General features: G+C 44.7%; 19 protein-coding genes and 1 riboswitch. Of the genes, 6 read left to right on the forward strand and 13 right to left on the reverse strand.

What is annotated here, in order from left to right; translation table 11 throughout:
* Window positions 1–16: 16 nt before the first annotated feature.
* The 4 genes from ribD to DWW70_RS12220 form a co-directional block, all read right to left on the reverse strand.
* Window positions 17–1,165: a bifunctional diaminohydroxyphosphoribosylaminopyrimidine deaminase/5-amino-6-(5-phosphoribosylamino)uracil reductase RibD gene (gene ribD / locus DWW70_RS12205; protein WP_118649951.1), complete on the reverse strand. Its 1,149-nt coding sequence runs from the start codon at window positions 1,163–1,165 to the stop codon at window positions 17–19.
* Window positions 1,166–1,351: 186 nt separating this feature from the next.
* A riboswitch (FMN riboswitch) is annotated at window positions 1,352–1,479 on the reverse strand.
* A 94-nt stretch (window positions 1,480–1,573) separates the two neighbouring features.
* Entirely contained in the window at window positions 1,574–3,223 is a 1,650-nt protein-coding gene (locus tag DWW70_RS12210; protein ID WP_118649952.1) for a vWA domain-containing protein, read from the reverse strand.
* A 12-nt stretch (window positions 3,224–3,235) separates the two neighbouring features.
* The gene (locus tag DWW70_RS12215; protein WP_015533914.1) at window positions 3,236–3,814 is read right to left on the reverse strand and encodes a hypothetical protein; all 579 of its coding nucleotides are present in this window, start codon (window positions 3,812–3,814) and stop codon (window positions 3,236–3,238) included.
* Window positions 3,815–3,841: 27 nt separating this feature from the next.
* Entirely contained in the window at window positions 3,842–5,014 is a 1,173-nt protein-coding gene (locus DWW70_RS12220; RefSeq protein WP_118649953.1) for a hypothetical protein, read from the reverse strand.
* A 282-nt stretch (window positions 5,015–5,296) separates the two neighbouring features.
* Here DWW70_RS12220 and DWW70_RS12225 point away from each other — a divergent pair, with 282 nt between their 5' ends.
* The gene (locus DWW70_RS12225) at window positions 5,297–5,803 is read left to right on the forward strand and encodes a YqeG family HAD IIIA-type phosphatase (protein ID WP_015533916.1); all 507 of its coding nucleotides are present in this window, start codon (window positions 5,297–5,299) and stop codon (window positions 5,801–5,803) included.
* 140 nt (window positions 5,804–5,943) lie between these two features.
* Here the strand turns inward: DWW70_RS12225 and hisS are convergent, their stop codons facing one another.
* The 4 genes from hisS to DWW70_RS12245 form a co-directional block, all read right to left on the reverse strand.
* Window positions 5,944–7,209: a histidine--tRNA ligase gene (gene hisS / locus DWW70_RS12230; protein ID WP_015533917.1), complete on the reverse strand. Its 1,266-nt coding sequence runs from the start codon at window positions 7,207–7,209 to the stop codon at window positions 5,944–5,946.
* A gap of 161 nt (window positions 7,210–7,370) precedes the next feature.
* The gene (locus DWW70_RS12235) at window positions 7,371–9,428 is read right to left on the reverse strand and encodes a hypothetical protein (RefSeq protein ID WP_022215908.1); all 2,058 of its coding nucleotides are present in this window, start codon (window positions 9,426–9,428) and stop codon (window positions 7,371–7,373) included.
* Between the two features lie 229 nt (window positions 9,429–9,657).
* Window positions 9,658–11,436 (reverse strand): MutS-related protein, encoded by a 1,779-nt coding sequence (locus DWW70_RS12240; protein ID WP_070099101.1) that lies wholly within the window; start codon window positions 11,434–11,436, stop codon window positions 9,658–9,660.
* 30 nt (window positions 11,437–11,466) lie between these two features.
* Window positions 11,467–11,736 (reverse strand): hypothetical protein, encoded by a 270-nt coding sequence (locus tag DWW70_RS12245; protein ID WP_015533920.1) that lies wholly within the window; start codon window positions 11,734–11,736, stop codon window positions 11,467–11,469.
* A 172-nt stretch (window positions 11,737–11,908) separates the two neighbouring features.
* On the opposite strand from DWW70_RS12245, the gene DWW70_RS12250 reads away from it, so the two are divergent.
* Window positions 11,909–12,589: a YtxH domain-containing protein gene (locus tag DWW70_RS12250; RefSeq protein WP_118649954.1), complete on the forward strand. Its 681-nt coding sequence runs from the start codon at window positions 11,909–11,911 to the stop codon at window positions 12,587–12,589.
* A gap of 71 nt (window positions 12,590–12,660) precedes the next feature.
* On the opposite strand, the gene DWW70_RS12255 is transcribed toward DWW70_RS12250, so the two are convergent.
* From DWW70_RS12255 to DWW70_RS12265, 3 genes are read right to left on the reverse strand one after another with little or no spacing between them, the layout of a single operon-like run.
* Complete coding sequence (locus tag DWW70_RS12255; RefSeq protein WP_022215905.1) at window positions 12,661–13,575, reverse strand: hypothetical protein; 915 nt, start codon at window positions 13,573–13,575, stop codon at window positions 12,661–12,663.
* A gap of 30 nt (window positions 13,576–13,605) precedes the next feature.
* Window positions 13,606–14,481: a TPM domain-containing protein gene (locus DWW70_RS12260; RefSeq protein WP_015533922.1), complete on the reverse strand. Its 876-nt coding sequence runs from the start codon at window positions 14,479–14,481 to the stop codon at window positions 13,606–13,608.
* Window positions 14,482–15,429, reverse strand: coding sequence for a hypothetical protein (locus tag DWW70_RS12265; RefSeq protein ID WP_199669330.1), 948 nt, complete (start codon window positions 15,427–15,429; stop codon window positions 14,482–14,484). It lies immediately after the preceding gene.
* A gap of 279 nt (window positions 15,430–15,708) precedes the next feature.
* Between DWW70_RS12265 and DWW70_RS12270 the strand changes: the two genes are divergently transcribed.
* From DWW70_RS12270 to DWW70_RS12285, 4 genes are all read left to right on the forward strand, one after another.
* Window positions 15,709–15,996 (forward strand): hypothetical protein, encoded by a 288-nt coding sequence (locus DWW70_RS12270; protein WP_071849510.1) that lies wholly within the window; start codon window positions 15,709–15,711, stop codon window positions 15,994–15,996.
* Between the two features lie 168 nt (window positions 15,997–16,164).
* Window positions 16,165–16,647 (forward strand): hypothetical protein, encoded by a 483-nt coding sequence (locus DWW70_RS12275; RefSeq protein ID WP_118649955.1) that lies wholly within the window; start codon window positions 16,165–16,167, stop codon window positions 16,645–16,647.
* A 2-nt stretch (window positions 16,648–16,649) separates the two neighbouring features.
* Window positions 16,650–16,904 (forward strand): hypothetical protein, encoded by a 255-nt coding sequence (locus DWW70_RS12280; protein WP_015533925.1) that lies wholly within the window; start codon window positions 16,650–16,652, stop codon window positions 16,902–16,904.
* 164 nt (window positions 16,905–17,068) lie between these two features.
* Window positions 17,069–17,410, forward strand: a complete 342-nt coding sequence (locus DWW70_RS12285; protein ID WP_055146956.1) for a helix-turn-helix domain-containing protein — start codon at window positions 17,069–17,071, stop codon at window positions 17,408–17,410.
* A gap of 79 nt (window positions 17,411–17,489) precedes the next feature.
* Here DWW70_RS12285 and leuS read toward each other — a convergent pair whose 3' ends face one another.
* Window positions 17,490–19,907, reverse strand: a complete 2,418-nt coding sequence (gene leuS, locus DWW70_RS12290) for a leucine--tRNA ligase (protein WP_055146959.1) — start codon at window positions 19,905–19,907, stop codon at window positions 17,490–17,492.
* Between the two features lie 133 nt (window positions 19,908–20,040).
* On the reverse strand, window positions 20,041–20,541 hold the full coding sequence (locus DWW70_RS12295) for an NUDIX hydrolase (RefSeq protein ID WP_055273312.1): 501 nt from the start codon (window positions 20,539–20,541) through the stop codon (window positions 20,041–20,043).
* Window positions 20,542–20,664: the final 123 nt, after the last annotated feature.

The following is a 20,664-nucleotide window of genomic DNA, read 5'->3' on the forward strand; positions in this document are numbered from 1 at the left end:
TCTTTTCTATAAGTTCTTAAACCTTTTTGTATCTGAGCATCACATCTTCATCAAATCTTCTGACCTCGTCAAGTCCAAACATATGTGCATCCGCAGGCACATCAACACCCGTTCCGGATACCGGACTGTACTTGCCCTCGCCGCCAAATATCTTCGGGGCAATGAATACACACGCCTCATCCACAAGACCTTCAGACACCATGCTGTAGTTGAGCTCGCCGCCGCCCTCAAGCAGTATTCCGTCTATGCCTTTCCCGCCGAGGATCGTCATGAGCTGCCTTAGATTCACCTGTCCATCCACATCTTCAGTCTCTATGATGCTTACACCTTTATCCTTGAGTCTCTCACACTTTGCTGAGTCTGAAGCTCCCGCTGCCGTCGTGGCAACTATGGTCTCTATCTCCCCGGCGGTCTGTACGATCTGTGAATCCTCCGGAATCCTGAGCTTGCTGTCACAAACTATCCTGATCGGATTTCTGACATTATCAGTATCCCTGTCCGTGCTTTTCTCTATTCTGCATGTCAGCATCGGATCATCCGCAAGCACTGTTCCTATGCCCGCCATAATACCCTTATGTCTGTTTCTGAGTTCCATGACATACGCCCTTGATGCCTCACCGGTTATCCACTTGCTGGCCCCTGTGTGGGTAGCGATCCTGCCATCCATGGTCATGGCATATTTCATGGTCACATACGGCTGTTTATTTACTATATACTTAAAGAAAATACCGTTTATGGCATCGCACTCGGCTTTGAGGCAGTGTGTGTACACCTCTATCCCGGCATCACGCAGTCTCTTAAAACCTTTTCCTGCCACCATAGCATTCGGATCATCGGAACCACAGTAGACCTTTCTGATCTTGTGCTCTATGATCGCGTCCACACATGGAGGCTGCTTGCCAAAATGGCAGCACGGCTCAAGCGTCACATACATGACTGCGCCCTCGGCATCTGCCTGATCCTTAAGACTGGCAAATGCTGCGCGCTCAGCGTGGAGCTCTCCATATCTCACATGATATCCCTCTCCTATGATCCTGCCATCCTTCACTATGACCGCACCTACAAGCGGATTTGGATTCACTGCTCCAGTGCCGCGCCTTGCAAGCTCTATGGCACGTCTCATATATGACGGATCAAATTCATCATCTATATCATATTTTTCCATATGACCACCATCCTACTTAATACCTTTACAGACAGACTATCGGATATTGCTCATTCAAGCCTCCGAAGTATCTGTTCAAAACACAAGAAAAAACCCCGAAGATAACTTCGGGGTTTTCTCTTGTTCAGGTATCAATCACCGAAATCCATCACAACGGACTTCCATCAGATACCCTGTTCTGAATATATAATACTTCTCTCATCCAGACTATACTGTCGGTCCCGGAATCACACCGGATCATGCCTCATGGCTCACGGACTTAAGGTTTCCCTAACACCGTCGGTGGAGAATTGCACTCACCCCCGAAGATCTATCATCATATGCAGTTGTCTCTTAAAAACGACTATATTGTATTCCATATGCAAACGGAATGCAACTGTTTTTTATGATGTATTTTACCGATAAATTTTAAAGCTGTGAATTGAACAGGCTCTTTATCTTGTAGATAATATCATCACTGTCCGCATTTATAGATGCCGCCTCATTTATTCCTGAGAGCTTTGTAAGCTCATCCGTGTCAGCATCTCCGCCGTAACCTATCGTGTATACAGGTATGTTCGACTGTCTGAGCGCGCTTGTTATCTCATCCATGGAATATCCCACATTGGCATATCCATCGCTGAGAAGGAACAGCATACACTTTGCATCCGGGTGCTCTGCCTTTGCATCGGTTATCATCTTCATCGCAACCACAACGGCATCATACGAAGCCGTTCCGCCTGAAGCCATCAGATTGTTGACCGATCCCTGGAAATATGATCTCTGGTTCAGGTCAAACTGGGCGATCGGAACCTCCACTGTAACTGAGCTTGAGTAGCTGACAAGCCCAACATAATTGTTGTCATTGATATACTGCGCACCGTTTGTCAGACTGTTCTTGAGCTGGTTCATAGGATCTCCGTCCATGGAACCGCTGCAGTCCGCAACAAACACCGCGATGATGTCCTTGCCGTTATCCTTTGTCTTCTTGTATGTCTTGAGACCCTGTGTGACCTGTGCACCGGAAAATTCTTCCGTCGCAGTATAATCATCGTTGGCATTGAAGCCCCTCTTTGTCGCGATCGTCTGCATATCATCACTCTTGCAGTAATCCACAACGAGCTGTATGGCCTCAAGCTCTGATGCAGACTTTCCCGACTTGTTACATATGTATACAGGATTGTCATGTCTCACGCCAAATGCAATGAAATCATACATTGACACGAGATTGCTGTCATTGATATATGCCTGATACTCTGACAGCATAGCATCGAGTGTTCCGTTTGATGCACTATCTCTCATCTGCTGTGTTGTATATGCAACGTATGGTATGTTTGAGTTAAACTTTGTAAAGTTATCCTCTCCGTCCTGAAGCAGCGTGAGCAGGAGGTTAAGTCCTGTGGCACTTGTCTGTGGGTTCGTGTATCCCATGGTGATCTTGTTGTCCTGAACGGCCTTTATGGCATCGGCAGCAGTAGTGTAACCGCTGTCCTTCTTCACAAGGATTCCCGCTGTATTTCCAACCAGTCTGTCCGCGTAAAGCTCAAGGCTGCCGCTGTTCGACATCGCATACTCTCCGAACAGGGTGTTGCTCGGGGTGTACAGATCCGGGAGATATTTGCCGGAAATGATATAGTCAGCGGCTGTACCGGATGGCACTGATCTCACGCTCATCGATACCGACTTGCCGTCCGCTGTCTTCACACCAGAACCGTTGAAGGAATTTGCAACATCTATAAGCCATGAGTCGTTGTCCTTTCCCGCCTTCTCACCTGATGTAAATATCTCTATATCTATGTCTCCATTGCCCTCAACTGCCAGTGGATATTTGTCTATCTCAGGCAGCTCCGCATACAGATCCGGAGTGTCCAGAGTGACCGTACCCTTTACAGGGGTCGCTTCGCTTACATCGAGATCCGCATATAACTCATCAAGAGTCATATCCGATCTTGATGATCCTCCATTTCCACCGCCTGCTATGTTGATAACCTTCCTGCCGACTATTCCGATAATGACCGCGATCATCGCAATTATCACCAGCACTCCGACTACCACTAATCCTTTTGTCCTCTTATCCATTTCTTCCTCCTTTTACATTCCCTGACTGTGGACATCCTGCCTCATGCCATTCATGCACTCTATGACATCATCCACATATTTCATATCCAGCGAGCTCAGGTTGGTGTCAATATCAACCATCTTCTCCACCAGAATATTGAACTTTCTCACCAGCTCGTCGCCCTGTCTGCACAGATTGTCGAGGTATACCGGCTGGGGTCTAGTGTAATAATCGTATGTCTGTATAAAGCCTATGGCACTGTCCATGTTGCTCTGTGCCTGCTGCTTTATATCCTCGTACAGATTGCGGACACCACTGCCCTCCTCCACATTCTCCTGGAAGTATTCCTCCCTGGACATTATGCTCTCATACTGTCTGTTGAGTCTCTCTATCTGTGCATCAAACAAATGTCCCCTGGCACTGTCCTTGAGCTTCTCCGTCGAGCGTCTTCCCTTGAGTATATGTACATTTGCTGTTATGGTGAATGTCAGCCACACTACACTGATCACAACACCTATAGCTATTCCCACCATACTGTCAGCCAGCACAAACATTACTATTGCCAGTATGAACATTATCAAGCCTATGATATTGACCGCTATCAATCCCATCGTTTTTCCTCCTAAAGTCAATATATATCACACTGCATCTGCATGTTCATTGTCTCTCTGCAATACGCTGAGCCTTTGTTTTGCAGCATCGGTGACCGTAAGTCCCGAAAAGTCAGCAAATTCCTTCTTCTCATTTCTTATGAGCATGACCGCAAACTCCCTGTCCGTCTCCTCCGCGCAGGACAGCAGTTCATGGTAATCCACCGGCCTATCCTCATATATTCGAAGCGCAACAGCCTCCGGCACAACAATAAACGTCATGGACGTGTGCGTCTTATCCGCTATGTATATCTCCGCCTTGTCCGCAAATTTTGCAAATTCCTCCGCCTGAGTCTGAAAGCCTCCACTCTGAAGCTCCGCCAATATCCTGTCTCTGTCCTCCATGAGACTGTCGAGATACAGATAGCCCTTCAGCAACAGGAGTCCCATAAGTCCATCTGACATATTGAAGTCAAGTATACAGCCATGTCCCTCGTCACTGTCCGTCAGTACATGACACACGCACTCCGCTATATCCTCATCGCTGAGTCCGCTGTATTTATACGCCTGCTCAATCCCATCATTTGTTATGAGCACGGTCTCTACATTTCCCCTTACAGACTTTTTCTTCCTGATGCTCTCAACAGGACGTGCAGCTATCTTGAACGCCTTCAGCTCATTTACAGCATCATCTATACTCTTCTTCCCTGATATAGAGGTCTCAAACCGTCCCTGATCCGTAGCTGCCGCCTGCACATTCCTGTATATCCTTTGTACAGAGATCTTATTTCTCCTCATTATCGCACTTAAAATGTCAATATCTGACTTCTGACCGGCCAGATATCTCTGAAGCTCCGCTCTGAGCTTTCTCCTGAAATCAAGCTCGTACTCAGTGTTGGTTATATCCGTTCCTGAATACCACCGTTTCTCCAGATATTTGTAATTATCCGGATCCCTCAGTCTGTCCAGCGCACTGTTCTTCAGACTGTTCACACCTTCCTCATCGGTCTCCAGCTCACAGGCAAGTTCCGGCACACTGCATCTGTCATGTCTGTAGCCATAGAGCTTATCTATCACTATCTTCTCCCTGTAATTCAGTTTGTCTATGAGTTCATCGAACATCCGCCTGCACATACCATCCTGTGAATAGGACAGCGTATCCGCCTGCACCCCAAATACAGAACTGTACAGTGCTTCATACGGACTGATAACATCCAGCATATATTTATTATTTTCTTTTCTTAGAACATACGCCCTGTGCAATATCCCACACCTCATTCTATATAAGTTCTTAATCCAATATGCAAACTGGCATACATATCTGATATGCCCATCATCATTTTTACTTATATCTGAACTTAATCATTTTTATTATACATGTTTTGCCACAAATTAAAAACATAAAAGTGACGGGATATGGTATTTTATTATTTTATTAAGTGTTTATACAACTGTCTGTCCACCTGTGGTATAATGAATCGACAACAAACTGGGAGGATATCTATGATCAGATTTTTGCCGGATGAATACTATTCATCCACATACAAGATAGATTTCAAAAAGTATTACGACATGGGATACAGAGGTATACTGTTCGACATAGACAACACTCTTGTGAGACATAATGAGCCGGCCACATCCAGAGCGATCCAGCTCATGGAACAGCTCAAGGCCATGGGCTTCAAGGTATGTCTGGTATCCAACAACAAGGAGCCAAGGGTTGCCGCTTTCAACAAAAAGATGAAGGTGAATTACATATTCAAAGCCGGCAAACCATCGAAAAAGGGCTACATCCGTGCCATGAACGAGATAGGCTGCAACATAGACAACACGATCGCCGTGGGCGACCAGATCTACACTGACATCATCGGAAGTGCCAGCCTTGGCATACACACTATCCTTGTCAAGCCTATAGACACAAGCCACGAGGAGATACAGATCACCCTCAAGAGGATCATTGAAAAGCCGTTTATTTTCTACTTCAGGAAAAAGCATGGCATGGTAAGATAATTTCTGTTATTCATAACGCAACACAAAAGGCTGTATTCACATATCTGCCTGATATGTGAATACAGCCTTTTATTAAATATCTCAGTAACATATACGTTCTGTCATGATGTTACACATCTGTGTGATCCTCAGAACGTATGTTAGTCGTTGTACACCTTCTTGAACTCTGTGTATCCCTCTGACTCCAGCATGTTTATCTGCTGCTTCATGTTCTTTCTCATCATCTGGATAGTCACTGTCTTACCTGCCTGGCGAAGTTCCTTTGCCTCCTTGAAGATCTCAAGCTTCTTGTCCAGTGTCACATCCTTGTGAATGAGGATAGCCACGTTGTCAGAATCTATCTTGTATCCATTCTCAAGCTTGTCCTTGAGGATGGTGATTATTCTCTCAAAACCTATTGAAAATCCTGTTGCAGGAACATCCTGTCCACAGAAGTTTCCAACCATCTTGTCATATCTTCCGCCGCCGGCGATGGAGAAGTTGTAGTCATCTATTGTAACCTCAAAAATAGGTCCTGTGTAATATCCCATACCTCTCACAAGAGTAGGGTCAAATACGATCTTTACGCCATCTGCAACCATGGTCTTTGCACTTGATATGATCTCGTCCATATTGGTTATAACCTTTGGATCAAGGCACTCAGCGTCTATGTCCCTACAGAACTCAGCGCAGCTCATATCTCCAAGGTTCTGGTATATCTCAAGATACTTGTCCACCATCTCTGCGTCGTATCCGTTCTCTGTGAGCTCTGCTCTTATGCCATCCAGACCTATCTTGTCATACTTGTCAAGGCTGATGAGTATTGAAGCAATGTCTTCCTCTGCAAATCCCGCATTCTTCGCAGCACCACGGAGTATCTGTCTGTCGTTGATGTGGATAGTAAAATCTGTTATTCCCACCTCAGAGAATATTCTTGAGAGCATATCGGATGTGGCTGCCACAAGCTCTATCTCCGCAAGGTTTGTATTGTCACCAAGTATATCTATATCGCACTGGGTGAACATTCTGAATCGTCCCTTCTGTGGCTGATCCGCACGGAATACAGGTCCGATCTGGAGTGCCTTGAATGGGCTTGGAAGCTGCTCCTTGTTGTTCGCATAATATCTTGAGAGTGGAAGTGTAAGATCGTATCTGAGTCCGCTGTCTGCCAGCTCTCCCTTACCTGCATCGATGGCTCTCGCAAGGTCTGCGCCTCTCTTCATCACCTTGAAGATAAGCTTCTCATTGTCACCGCCCTGCTTGCTTGTAAGATTCTCTATATGTTCCATAACAGGAGTCTCTATCTGTGTAAATCCAAATCTGGAATAACTTGTCTTGATCATTGAAAGCACATGCTCTCTAAGCCTCATATCAGCCGGAAGCTGATCACACATACCTTTTACCGGTGTCTTGATGAATTTTGCCATTTCTTATCCTCCTGATCTTATATCTTTATTAAATCCAACCCATTCTAGCATATACAACTATATTTTTCCACCCTTAAAAAGAACACCGGAACAAACTTATAGTTTGTTCCGGTGCTTTTCACATAATATATTGATATTTTTAATTGTCCTGTAATATCAGATTACTTGAGAAGATCATAGTTGAGCTTCTTGATAACAAGGAAGGCCTTGTTTCTGAGTTCCTCACCTGAGAATTCATCAAGCTGTACATTCATATCCCAGTTGTACTTCATGAGTGTATTCATAAGATCCTCAATGTAATCCTTTACATACTTGACGTTGCTCTCACTCTTATCCTTGAGCTGGACAACTATATTGTCTATAGCCTCGATGATTCCTGACTCCTGCTTCTCTAGTGCCTGTCCTGACTCATCGTTGAGCTCTATAACCTTACCTGTCTTGGTTATGATGACCTTCTTGTTAGGAGCTGCAGCAGCCTTGCTCTTCTTGTTGATCATATGGTTGATACACTTGATCAGACATGCTACAGAGTATGTCATCTCCTCGTTTGATGGCTTGTCTATTCCCTTGAGAGTGTGCTGATGGTACAGGTACTCTGACTTGCACAGCATCTCCTCAACAATAGCTACTTTACACAGTGATACCAGATCAGCCGGCATAGCCTGCTGCTTCTTACCGAAGAGACCACCGCCACCCTGCTCATTTTCCTCCTTATACTTCTCAGGAAGAGCTGTTCTGACATATGTATCATGCAGGTACTTCTTGGCTGTATTGATATCGTAGCTTGATGCAAGAACCATCTTCTTGGTACTGTTGAGTCCGTTAACGACCATATCCTCAGCAGCCATGAACAGAAGGATCTTCTGTCTATTGTCAAGCATTGAGTAAACCTCTTTGTTCTTGTTGTTCTTCTCAACAATTGACTTCTTTCTGACATCAAATACCTTTACCTTCTCCTTTACACTGAAGAATGCCTTCAGCATTGAAGGATTGGCGTTCAGGAAGTTGCAGCACCATGTGAGCTCTATGTACTGATCCTCGATCTTGTTCGATACCTCATACAAGCTGTATCCCTCAAACAGTACATTGAGTGCCTTGGAGAGGATCTCCAGACTCTCATACTTCTCCTCATATGACTTCTGTGTTATATCAGAGTTAACATATGCCTTGATTCCACACTCTATGAAGAGCTTGTTGTACTCATATGCTCCCTCAGGAATGTTCTGACGTCCGCTGAGCTGTGCTCCTGAACCAAGTGTCTGAAGTACCTTCTTGACCTCCGGCTCATTCTCGATGGCCTGATATACCTTCTTGGTAAATGCGCAGGTCTCATTAAGCAGTGAATCTATCCTCTTGTTGTATACCTCCTGCTTGGAGATCTCTGAAGCCACCTTGCTGCTGAGGATCTTTGCTGCCTCTGTGCTTGTGACATTCTTGATGAGCTCCTTGAAGTTGGAGTATACTGACAGGTTATCTATAGGTATGTACTCTGCGTTCAGTCCGTAGAACTGGAATGCCTTCTCATACTGCTTGTTCGCAATGTAGATAGAGAAGAGATTGATAGATAACTGTATCTTGTAATCGTTAGGTGCATGTGCATCCTCGATGACGTAATCATAAAGTACCTCGAGGTTGTTGATATATGAATCAGATCCTATGTCTTTGGCTGAGATATCCATCTCCATAACCACATTGATCAAATCCAGGTATCCGAGCAGAGCCTTGTCAAAGTTCTTTGGTCTGTCATCATCCTCAAGTATCTGGTATGAAATGTTGATGAGAAGTGGAGCGATCTTATCCCCGATCAGTCTCATGCACTCTGGGATCTTCTCAAGCTGTAAGAGATACAGCAGCCATACACTGTAACGATAAACACCTGTAGCTGATACAGGCGCATCTATATCGGTAGGGTCAATATCACCATATACAAATCTGAATAAAGGCTCTATCCACTCTTCGATCGCATAGTGTCCGGTCGCCTTTATATTGAAGTCTACAAACTCTGCAAGCTCATACAGCTTTGTACACTGAGCACGAACCTCGTCATCCACTGTCATGGTCGACAGATCAAAATTAGAATCCTTCAGGCTGTCTATAACCAATGTATAGAATCCGTCCTCAACCTGATCATTCAGATAACGAATAAGTGTTCCTTTATTACTGGATGCCGCTATTGATAATGCGTTATCCCCTGCCTGTCCTATATTTGCTGGTAACATAATATGTCTACCTCCTTTTGTTTTCGTATGTCTGGCTTACGAATATTCTTGTATTATTCCCCTCAAATCACTACTCCAAATATAACATATTTGGTAAAATCATTCAACAAAGTTTTTGGTTATTACTGATAACTGTCATTGTGCATAATTACCCAAAAATTATAGCACTAAAAAAATCGCATTTTTTGTGCATTTTTACTGTTATGCCAGATAATGCCATTTTTCAGCATCAGTCGAGTCCTGCCATGTGAAGTATCGCCATGGCATTTGTCGTGGTACACCTGCCATCCTTCTTCTTATAGTCGAATTTCAACTGGTCTCCCTCGTAATATTCCTCGAAATGATAGTTCGCAGCAGGTGTTCCGTCCTCCGCCTTGAGATCACACAGCTCAAAATCGTGTGTCGATACCAGTGTCATTGAACCCGCTCCCGCAAGCTTTCTGATGACCTGTGTTGCTCCCACTATTCTGTCAGCAGAATTTGTTCCCTTGAATATCTCATCTATAAGACAGAGCATAGGTCTGTTCTCTTTTCTGTACTCAACCATCGTCTTTATCCTGAGTATCTCTGCATAGAACGTTGATATTCCATTGCTGACATCATCGGTCACCCTCATGGATGTGAATATCTTCATCCTGTCAGCCTCCATATAGCCCGCACACACTGGAGCACCCGCATATGCAAGCACCAGATTTATACCCAGTGTTCTGAGGAAAGTCGTCTTTCCGGACATATTACTTCCGGTTATTATCGTGGCACCGCCCTTGAAGTCCGCATCATTTGCCACGACTGTATCAGGGCTTATCAGAGGATGTCTCATATCCCTGGCGGTGACATGCACTCTGGCATTTGCGCCGACCTGTGGATAGCTCACTTCCCTCGTTCTTGAAAGGACAGCAAATGACATGAGTTCCTCCATATCAGAGACAGCCTTTATCCAGCCCTCAACGCTCTGTCCATTCTTCTGTTTCCATTTGTCCATCATCCTGCCTATGTGGAAGTCCCACATTATAAGTCCACACAGTATCTGATGAACTATAGGATTGTATCTGATATTGAACGCCGCACTTATCATCCTCAGTTTTCTTATAGCCGCCAGGGCACCAGAGTCATTTGACAGATGCGACTTGATATCATTTAAAAGTTCACTGTCGAAATTCTCCCCGGAGATCAGCTCGAACATTCTTATATAGTCCTCTATCACATAGCCAAATGAGATCATAGGCATGACAGCCTGACCCGCAACTCCGCCAAAAAGCCAGGAGAACAAAAGCACAACAAAGAATGAGACAAGCGTCCAGCCTATGTTTATCTCACCCATTATTCCAAGTATAAATGCAACCAGTGTTATCGCCGGCAGTAAAAATCTCAATATGTTGAACACCGCAGGTATATGGTCATCGCCATTGCAGTATGCCACAAATTCATCCGCGGTATATTTCTTCTTTTTGCCCATTCCGGTCTTCACACCGAGGGTCTCAAAATCCATCGAGAACTCTCTCTTTGAAGTGAGCTCTTTTATCGCCTCCTGGCGCTTCTCTATGTCTGCTATATCGTACTTCGGATCGCGTATACTCTCGGCGAGAGCCCTTTTTCCCTCCTCGGTTCCCGCAACACAGATAAACTGATACAGAGAGCTCTGTCCAAGAAGGTCCATATCCCTTGCAACCAGATCGTCATCGCCGAGATACTGTGCACCGTTGTCCTCAAACTTCTTCCAGCCGTCGCCGAATCTCTCTATATACCTCCTGAGCACCTCCGACTTGGCTTTCTTATATTCCAGCTCCTCACTAAGCTTTCCGTGGATAAACACCATTGCGACAAATGCCACAGCGGCTATTATTCCCAGGATCAGCACTGTCACTCTGTTGTCATATATGCCTATTATCAGCCCTGCCAGAGCTGCAAGGAACATCACAAATCTAACCCCTGAATACGTTGCAGACTTCCCCTCAAGCGCCTTGATGTCCTTCTCCAAAATGTCCCTTTCGTCCTTGTATTCGTTCATGTTATCGTCCTTTCATAAAAAACAATATATTTACTTTTTGTCCGGCTTGTCCTTCTTCTTATATGACATCACACCATCCTCTGATACATCTATCATGTCCGGCTTGACAACGAGCACGATACCCATTACCCCAAATACCACACACAGCACGATGCATATTATTCCGATCACCTTATATGATGTAAATGCGAGCATTCCAACTCCCACTGCCAGTGTGAGTGCCGCACATAGAAAATAGTTTTTCTGAAGTGCCTTTATCGCCTGTTCTTCTTTGTTGTAATCCTGTCCACTATTATTCATGTTCCATTTTACCTCCACATATCCATTCCATTATAGATGAATATATCATACACGGTATATCATTCGCAAATATTAATTCCTGTGAATCAATCCACCACACTTATTGCATTTGACACGAATACATATTAAAATAAATGGACAGGTTATATTCTATGGGAAGGAGATTTTTATCATGAACAAATTGGCAAAAATGGCGCTCACTCTTGCCGCTGCAGGAAGTGTCTGCTACTTATTCAAAGACAAGATCAAGGCAACGAAAGCTTACCAGACAGTTGAGAACAATGATACTGTAAAGAAGGCAAAAGCCACAGCTACAGATACTTACCACAAAGTAAAGGACTCCGAGACAGTCCAAAAGATCAAGGACTCTGAAACATACCACAAGGTAAAGGACTCTGAGACAGTCCAAAAGGCAAAGGATACGATCAAGGATACCTACAATAAAGTAAAAGATTCCGAGACAGTCCAGAAAGCAAAGAATACAGTATCCGACACATATGACAAGCTCAAGGACAAGGTTAAGGAAAAAGCTGCTTCCACCGAAGATGGCGACCGTGAATATTTCACACTTCACGAAGACACCACCGGAGCAGAAGAAACCACATCCGAAGAAGCCGCAACCGAGGATGTTGTAACCCCGGAAGCCACAGCGGATATTCCGGATGAGACAACCGCAAAGGCCGTAACCGAGACCGTAGCTGAGGCTGAGGATGTTCTCGCCGAGGCAACTGGTGCCGTTGCAAATGCCGCTGCTGCTGAGACATCAGAGGTAATCGGCGATGAGTACATGGGACTTTCAGATGTATCTGAGGATCCATCAGTGCTCTCCGATCAGGACAAGCTTGACGTATAGTCTGCACAGTACAATAGGCAAAACAAAAACAGTATGTGCGATCCGTTTGATAACGAACCGCATATACTGTTTTATTTTTTCCCTGAATCTCTCAGATATGACAATGCTTCATCTATGGCAGCCTCCGTCTTGAAGTCCTGCTCATATGTCACGCCATCCACATCCACCATGAGTAGTTTGTATATCTTTTTGTCTGCCGGCCCTATATTCGCCGATGTTCTGAGCTTCTTGAACGTCTCTATGGTGCTGAGTTCCACCACATCCGTATGCCAGGTTCCGTGATATACCAGATATTTGTCTGTTATGGCTATACCATCCTGATCATAGTAGAGATTGTATCTGAGCTGTTCATCTATATCCCTGACAGTATTTCTGTCTGCCTTTCCGCCCGATACGACCTGCATTCCTGACACCTTCCATGGACAGCACACACTGTATATACATCTGACTATATTATATAACGCCCACAGAGCCGTCAGCACAAGAACCAGCAGCATCATATTATAATAGATCCTCGGAAAATCCACCTCACTTATTATGAGTGGATATACCTTGCTCTCAAGCTGCTGGGATGGTATCCCCATGTCCTGTGCAAGGCCATCAACTATCGATGTATACACATCATCCGCAGAGACTACTCTGCCTCTCAGCGTATAATTCAGCAGTACATCTTCGTTACTCCTGATGAGCAGGATGGCATATCTGCCATCCTGCTGACAGTAGTAGTACCTGCCCTGCCTCTCAGAATCCACATAATAATCGTATCCTATATAATCCGCCCGATCCACGGTTATCGTCACATCCCTGTCGTTCGGATTCGCCCTGGATTCCACATCAGCTATACTTCTGTATGTCCTGCTCCTTATCCTGTCCGGCAGACTGAAATGCCACGCCATGATGATCATGCATCCCACCATGATCAGTGATAGAATGATCCCGGGTATTCTGTTTTTTAGAATATAACTTTCAAACTTCCTGTTCTTCATAATATGTCTTTCCCGCGTACGGTCAGATTTTTAGAAATGGCTTCCGCCACCGCCATGACCACCGCCACCGCCTGATCCACCAGAATCTCCTGAGCTGCTCTGGATAGTCACGCTGGTTACTTCCTTACGTATAAATATATCTCTTCTGTCAAGCTCCTTGGCATTTCCATCGCTGTATGTAGAAGCTGTTGTGGTATCTTTTCCTGCTTTCTTCGACAGATTCACGATGCAGAATGCGATGGCTGCTCCCAGAGATACAAGGAAGCATATAAATGGTGACAGGAACTTTAATCCTCCTGTGCTGCTCTTCATAGCCGTCTCTGTTCTTGACATCATTCTCTCAAATGCTCCAAGAGTATCCGATCTGAGTATCTTTCCACCGTATTCCGTTATGGATGTCGCCTTGGAATCACTTATTCTCTTCTTCGCCTTGCCGGCTGTGCACAGATAAACATATCCGTCGTTCTCCTGCCAGTTGGCAACTATAACTACGCTTGTGCTGGCATCCCTGCCGTCAAGATATGTTCCTGCAGGCCACTCTTCCCAGCCGAATCTGTAATAATCACAGATCTTCTCTGCTATATCCTTTGTGTTAGACTCTATGTCATATGAAACTGCATCGGCATCATATTCTGACAGATCTGTGTACTGATCCATGGTAACGACAACAAAGTCCATACCCACTTTATCTTCCAATTCTGCTATCTCCCCGCGGAGAGTCTCCTCCTCCGAATCAGACAGCTTATCTGCATAGTCAAACACTCTCTCATTTGTCTTACATTCTGTATTATTTCTGGCGTCATGCTTGAGATTGGCATTTGATTTCACAAAGTATCCTATAAAGAACACTATTCCAAGTCCAAGTACCACGAGCATTGCCACGATAAATTTCTTTACTGCATTCATTTACAACACCCCCAATAACATAGACAAGCCATCAAGCAATACAAATGCTGCGCCAAACAAAAGTGCGGTAAGTCCAACTGCCTTACTCATGCTCTTCGGCTCTGTTCCAACACATTTTCCAGTCTGTCCGTTGACATAGAACTTATAGTTTTTGCCCTGGAAACGGTACTCATATACCCACACCGGCATGAGTCCGAACTTTGTTCCCGTGAGTCTGTTGTTGTTTCTGAATCTCTCATTTGTAAGTGATGAATATCCGGTTGTGGTGCTTCTCACCCAATCTCTGTTTGCCTTCTCCGCCTTTGCCTGAGCCCTCGGCTCCACCTCATTCGGCGGCATATTGTAAGTCTCCGCATAGAATCCCGAGAGGTACTTGTTGTCATGCTGCATGAGCTCTTTGTAGTTGTACGGCTCCATGAGATCCATGATTCCATCCTCCATGGCTATTGATGCATCAACCGGTATGCCCTCATAATTCACATGCAGGCTTCTTCCGACATCAAAATATGAAGTCTCTGTATATCTCTTGTCTCCAGACGTCCATGATCTGACCTTTGTTCCTATGGCCTCATAAGCCACATCCGAATCATAATCGTACATCCAGAATGGGACATACACTCCCTTAAGCGCCTCAAGCGTCTTCTGTGAAAGGAATGTTCCCGGTATAAATAGCTTTTTACCAAATTCATTCCTCAGCTTCTCCTCAGCCTCATGCTTTGATATCTTAAAAGGAAGTATCACATCAGCCCCATACGGATAATTTACTTTGTCATCCCTGAGCAGATATGTTCCACATGAAAGACATCTTCCCGCAGACTGATACTCCGTGTAAGGTATCTGTGAACCACAGTTTATACATATTACAGGCTCCTGTGATGGAACCAGTTCCTGACAGTCGCTTCCCCCGCAACTAAGGCAGACCATCTTTTTCTTCGCAGGGTCGTACACTACGTTACCCCCACAATTCACACAACGATATAGCAAGTTATCTTCCCCCTGTCATTTTTTATCGTTTTCCTTCCAAACTTCCTACGCTGATTCTCAGCGTACCTGCGCTTATTATAGCATAGTAAATCTGTTTTTAGAACATCGAATTGGATGCCTTAAGGCGGCTTTATAACACATTTTAGATATCTTAAATGAAACAAAATATTTTTTGAACAAATGTGTAACACATCATGTTCATGCGAATATGTTAAACCATGAACAAAATAATGGAGGCTTACCATGAGTGATTTATCAGCAACACAGTGTGCCTGTGGCGGTTGTGGCTGTGGCGGCAGAAATGGACTTTCTTGCGGAGGTTCATGTGGATGCAACAGTTGCACTCTGATCATCATCCTTCTCCTCTGCTGCGGTGGCTGCGGCGGCGATGGTTTCGGTTTAAACAGCGGTTGTGGCAATGACAATAGCTGCATCTGGATCATCCTTCTCTTATTCTGCTGCGGTGGCTGTGGCAATAACAACGGATGTGGCTGCAGTGGCTGCGGCGGCAATGATTGCGGCTGCTGCTAAAAGCGGACTCACCACGATCTATAAACGGGATATCGGGCAGAATGACTGTACGATATCCGCAGAAGGTGGCCAGCAGAAGCAATTCTGCTGGTATTTTTTTTACTAAAAATCAATAGAATATAGTATAGCTGTCTTACCAAGTGATCACTGCATGAAACGGAGCTTCATATGTTTAATGGCAACTTCCATCATCCACTGGACAACTTAATAAAAGATGACCGCCTGTTCATGATGGAGGCCATTCTCCCATTTGTGGACGACCGTATGAAAGCTCCTCTGGCAATGTACATAAAGATCATGGAACTTCAGACCATATTGAATGCTCTGCGCGATACAAATTATGTAAACTCCTGTGGACTCCACAAAGATATAAACAATCAGGATGATATACTGTCATCCCTTGCCGGGTGTGGATTTCCCGATATCAGGGACCAGTTTGCCAGCATGAAAAAAGCCATGGATATGATGAAGACCATGGAAGCCATGAACACACAGCAATCCACGGATTCTCTGTACCGGCACTATCAAAGCAGAACTGCCTCTGAAACCGAGGGCGAAGAAAACTACGGCAACACTGAATCCCAGTCATCCCAGGATATATACAGCTCCGTCAAAGACCTGTTTGAAAAATATGATATGGAGGGATATTAAACATGAATCTTCAAAATGACCCAAGACTAAAAAACATGCATCCGCTAAAAAGGGAAATTCTTCTCAGATTATCCAACTCCCAGTCCACCATGACTCCGGAGCAGATGCTCCCCCAGCTAATGGAGATCAACAAAGAACTGCAAAAAAGGGATCTCTCCTTCAGCAGATCCGAGTCCGAGATCGTTCTGGATGTTCTGAGCGAAGGCATGTCTCCACAGGAAAAACAAAAGATAAATATGATAAAGTCCATGCTGTAAAAAATGCATTTCACTGAATGTAACACAATTTCATTTTTGTAGCTATCAGCTACAGTTTCACATTTTTGTACCTGATAGTTTCTGGCTGGCGATACCGTTATTGACAGATACTATTTGCATAAAATGTAGCTGATAGATATTGTTTCAGCAAGATGGAGGTTATTGTGATAGATATCTTTGACTTGGGATTGCGGATAAGAAATGTGAGAAAGGCTCATAATCTCACTCAGGAACAGCTTGCCGAGAAAATAAAAGTGTCTCCTCATTATGTGTATGAGCTGGAACATGGATATAAAAGTATGAGTATATATACTCTTGCCAATATCGCAACTGTTCTTGATGCGCCACTGGATTTTCTGGTGTTCGGAAAGGAACCGGCCACCACCCCCGAGAACAAGGATTATATCACTCATGACGATCTTGACAGACTGGTGGAATCGATACCGCTGTACAAACGTGACAGTGCATACAGCGCACTCAAGAATCTGCTGCCTTATCTGAAATAAATGATAATCCGATATATATTTAACATCAAGAAAGCCACATGGATTTTTCTCCATGTGGCTTTCTCATGTTTATAGTTTTTTATTTCATAACAATATTCACAATACGTCCAGGAACATAGATCTCCTTGATAACGTTACCTGTGAGCTTGTCGGCGATCACTTCCTTAGCCTTTGCGATAACCTCATCCTTTGGATCCTCCTTGCCGATCGCAAGTGTTGCCTTGGTCTTACCGTTGATCTGTACAGCGATCTCTACTGTTGACTCTACTGTCTTTGCCTCATCGAACTCTGGCCATGTCTGCTGATATACATATCCGCCATAGTTCTTTACTGACCACAGCTCCTCTGTGATATGAGGTGCAACAGGGTTTAACAGGATGAGCAGTGTCTTGAACTCATCTGCTGTAACGCTTCCCTTCTTGTAGAAGTCGTTGAGAAGTGCCATCATGGCTGCGATAGCTGTGTTGTACTTCAGGTTCTCGAAGTCATTTGAAACCTTCTTGATAACCTGGTGCATCTTGGTCTCCATATCCTTGGAGTAGCCCTTCTCGTCTGTCACACTGTCCTGAAGCTTCCATACTCTGTCGAGGAATCTTCTACATCCCTTGACACCATCCTCTGACCATGAAGCTGCAAGGTCAAATGCTCCGATGAACATCTCGTAAGTACGAAGTGTATCTGCACCGTATACATCTACGATGTCGTCAGGATTTACAACGTTGCCTCTTGACTTACTCATCTTCTCGCCGTTCTCACCGAGGATCATACCATGTGATGTTCTCTTCTGGTATGGCTCTGGTGTAGGAACTACGCCCTGATCGTACAGGAACTTGTGCCAGAATCTTGAATACAGAAGGTGGAGTGTTGTATGCTCCATTCCTCCGTTGTACCAGTCAACAGGAAGCCAGTACTTGAGTGCCTCCTTGCTTGCAAGAGCCTCTGTGTTGTGAGGATCTGTATATCTGAGGAAATACCATGATGATCCAGCCCACTGTGGCATGGTATCCGTCTCTCTCTTTGCAGGGCCGCCACAGCATGGACATGTGGTGTTTACCCAGTCTGTCATAGCTGCAAGTGGTGACTCACCATTGTCTGTCGGCATGTAACTGTCAACCTCCGGAAGGAGAAGTGGAAGCTGGCTCTCGTCGATTGGAACATAACCACACTTATCGCAGTGAACGATAGGAATTGGCTCGCCCCAGTATCTCTGACGTGAGAATACCCAGTCACGGAGCTTGTAGTTGGTCTTTGCCTGACCGATACCCTTCTCCTCAAGGAACTTGATCATCTTCTCCTTTGCATCCTTTACCTCAAGGCCGTTGAGGAAATCTGAGTTGATGAGCACTCCTGTTGCCACGTCTGTAAATGCAGCCTCATTTATATCTACTTCCTCGCCATCCTTTGCAACAACCTGGATGAGTGGAAGTCCGAACTTCTTTGCAAATTCCCAGTCTCTGTCATCATGTGCAGGAACCGCCATGATAGCACCTGTTCCGTAGCTCATGAGTACATAGTCTGATACGTATATAGGGATCTCCTTGCCATTTACAGGGTTGATGGCTGTGAGTCCGTCTATGCATACACCAGTCTTATCCTTTGCAAGCTCTGAACGCTCAAAGTCGCTCTTCTTCGCTGCCTGCTCACGGTATGCCTCGATGTCTGACCAGTTGCCGATCTCGTCCTTGTACTTGTCAAGGATTGGATGCTCCGGTGAAACTACCATGTATGTTACTCCGAATAATGTATCGCATCTTGTTGTATATATGCGGAGCTTGTCCTCTTTGCCCTTTACTGAGAAATCTACCTCAGCTCCTGTTGAACGTCCGATCCAGTTCTTCTGTGAAACCTTTACACGCTCGATGTAATCCACGCCGTCAAGTCCTTCAATGAGCTTGTCTGCGTAATCTGTGATCTTGAGCATCCACTCAGACTTAACCTTGCGGACAACCTCGCTGCCACAACGCTCACATACGCCGTTGACAACCTCCTCATTTGCAAGACCAACCTTACATGATGTACACCAGTTGATAGGCATCTCCTTCTTGTATGCGAGACCAGCCTTGAAGAGTTTGAGGAATATCCACTGTGTCCACTTGTAATATTCAGGATCAGTTGTGTTGATCTCTCTGTCCCAGTCGAATGAGTATCCAAGTGAGTGGAGCTGTTTCTTGAATCTTGCAACATTGGTCTTGGTTACTTCCTTTGGATGGATCTTGTTCTTGATCGCATAGTTCTCTGTAGGGAGACCAAATGCATCCCAGCCCATTGGATACAGAACGTTGTAGCCCTGCATTCTTCTCTTTCTTGCTACTATATCAAGCGCTGTGTATGGTCTTGGGTGACCTACATGGAGTCCCTGACCTGATGGGTATGGGAACTCAACTAACGCATAATACTTTGGTTTTGAATAATCATCTGTAGCAGCAAATGCCTTGTTGTCATCCCAGACCTTCTGCCACTTTCCTTCAACGACTTTGTGGTTATATGTCTCAGCCATTTTTGAAAATGCCTCCTTGAAATTTATCTTTTCAGGCTTTATAACGCTTTTTCGCCCGATTCCTCTCTAATCTTAACTATATTAGCATATATGCTGTGTTTTTCAAACTGTTTTTTGGTATAAGCAGCCCGGCTTATTCAAACACTTTCTTGATACTGTCATAATGAAGGAAGATTCCCTGCTCTGCATATTCTTTTATCTCATCCAGCGTTGCCAGTTTAAAACCATCGGTCTCCGCCTCCTGAGGCCTGATATCTATTTCCGAAAAATCTCCAGTAAACTTATAGACATCCACAAAGTAGTTGTCCTTCTCATCCGGGTTATCTCTCCTATATGTAAACTGCAAGCCTCCATCGAAATCACTTACGTCTATGCCTGTCTCTTCTATCACCTCTCGTCTGACAGCCTCTATGGATGACTCTCCTGCCTGCACTCCGCCGCCGGATACCTCCCACCAGCCTGCTGCCCACGCCTTTGTCATGACACGCTTGGTAATTAGATACTTTCCCTCTCTGTTCTGGAGCACACCGAGCACTGTGAGGTGATAATCCCCCGGCTGCATATTCCAGTCATTTCTCTTCATAGTGCGTCCTGTAGGCTGCTTGTTCACATCGTAAATATCCCAGTATTCCATCTCTGCTTGTCCTCTTTCTGATTTTTATATTTGTTCTGCCCAGTAACATAATAAATGCTATTTTAAGTTTCTTCAACAATCATTCGAATTTTATGCATAATTATTTATTGCAGTTTACTATAA

This window comes from Coprococcus sp. AF16-5 (assembly GCF_003479365.1).
In the GTDB taxonomy this organism is placed as follows: domain Bacteria; phylum Bacillota; class Clostridia; order Lachnospirales; family Lachnospiraceae; genus Coprococcus; species Coprococcus aceti.

What these genes read in the sequence shown, in the direction of transcription:
- ribD (WP_118649951.1), bottom strand. Translation starts at nt 1,165, where the DNA reads ATGGAAAAATATGATATAGATGATGAATTTGATCCGTCATATATGAGA.
- DWW70_RS12210 (WP_118649952.1), bottom strand. Translation starts at nt 3,223, where the DNA reads ATGGATAAGAGGACAAAAGGATTAGTGGTAGTCGGAGTGCTGGTGATA.
- DWW70_RS12215 (WP_015533914.1), bottom strand. Translation starts at nt 3,814, where the DNA reads ATGGGATTGATAGCGGTCAATATCATAGGCTTGATAATGTTCATACTG.
- DWW70_RS12220 (WP_118649953.1), bottom strand. Translation starts at nt 5,014, where the DNA reads ATGCTGGATGTTATCAGTCCGTATGAAGCACTGTACAGTTCTGTATTT.
- DWW70_RS12225 (WP_015533916.1), top strand. Translation starts at nt 5,297, where the DNA reads ATGATCAGATTTTTGCCGGATGAATACTATTCATCCACATACAAGATA.
- hisS (WP_015533917.1), bottom strand. Translation starts at nt 7,209, where the DNA reads ATGGCAAAATTCATCAAGACACCGGTAAAAGGTATGTGTGATCAGCTT.
- DWW70_RS12235 (WP_022215908.1), bottom strand. Translation starts at nt 9,428, where the DNA reads ATGTTACCAGCAAATATAGGACAGGCAGGGGATAACGCATTATCAATA.
- DWW70_RS12240 (WP_070099101.1), bottom strand. Translation starts at nt 11,436, where the DNA reads ATGAACGAATACAAGGACGAAAGGGACATTTTGGAGAAGGACATCAAG.
- DWW70_RS12245 (WP_015533920.1), bottom strand. Translation starts at nt 11,736, where the DNA reads ATGAATAATAGTGGACAGGATTACAACAAAGAAGAACAGGCGATAAAG.
- DWW70_RS12250 (WP_118649954.1), top strand. Translation starts at nt 11,909, where the DNA reads ATGAACAAATTGGCAAAAATGGCGCTCACTCTTGCCGCTGCAGGAAGT.
- DWW70_RS12255 (WP_022215905.1), bottom strand. Translation starts at nt 13,575, where the DNA reads ATGAAGAACAGGAAGTTTGAAAGTTATATTCTAAAAAACAGAATACCC.
- DWW70_RS12260 (WP_015533922.1), bottom strand. Translation starts at nt 14,481, where the DNA reads ATGAATGCAGTAAAGAAATTTATCGTGGCAATGCTCGTGGTACTTGGA.
- DWW70_RS12270 (WP_071849510.1), top strand. Translation starts at nt 15,709, where the DNA reads ATGAGTGATTTATCAGCAACACAGTGTGCCTGTGGCGGTTGTGGCTGT.
- DWW70_RS12275 (WP_118649955.1), top strand. Translation starts at nt 16,165, where the DNA reads ATGTTTAATGGCAACTTCCATCATCCACTGGACAACTTAATAAAAGAT.
- DWW70_RS12280 (WP_015533925.1), top strand. Translation starts at nt 16,650, where the DNA reads ATGAATCTTCAAAATGACCCAAGACTAAAAAACATGCATCCGCTAAAA.
- leuS (WP_055146959.1), bottom strand. Translation starts at nt 19,907, where the DNA reads ATGGCTGAGACATATAACCACAAAGTCGTTGAAGGAAAGTGGCAGAAG.
- DWW70_RS12295 (WP_055273312.1), bottom strand. Translation starts at nt 20,541, where the DNA reads ATGGAATACTGGGATATTTACGATGTGAACAAGCAGCCTACAGGACGC.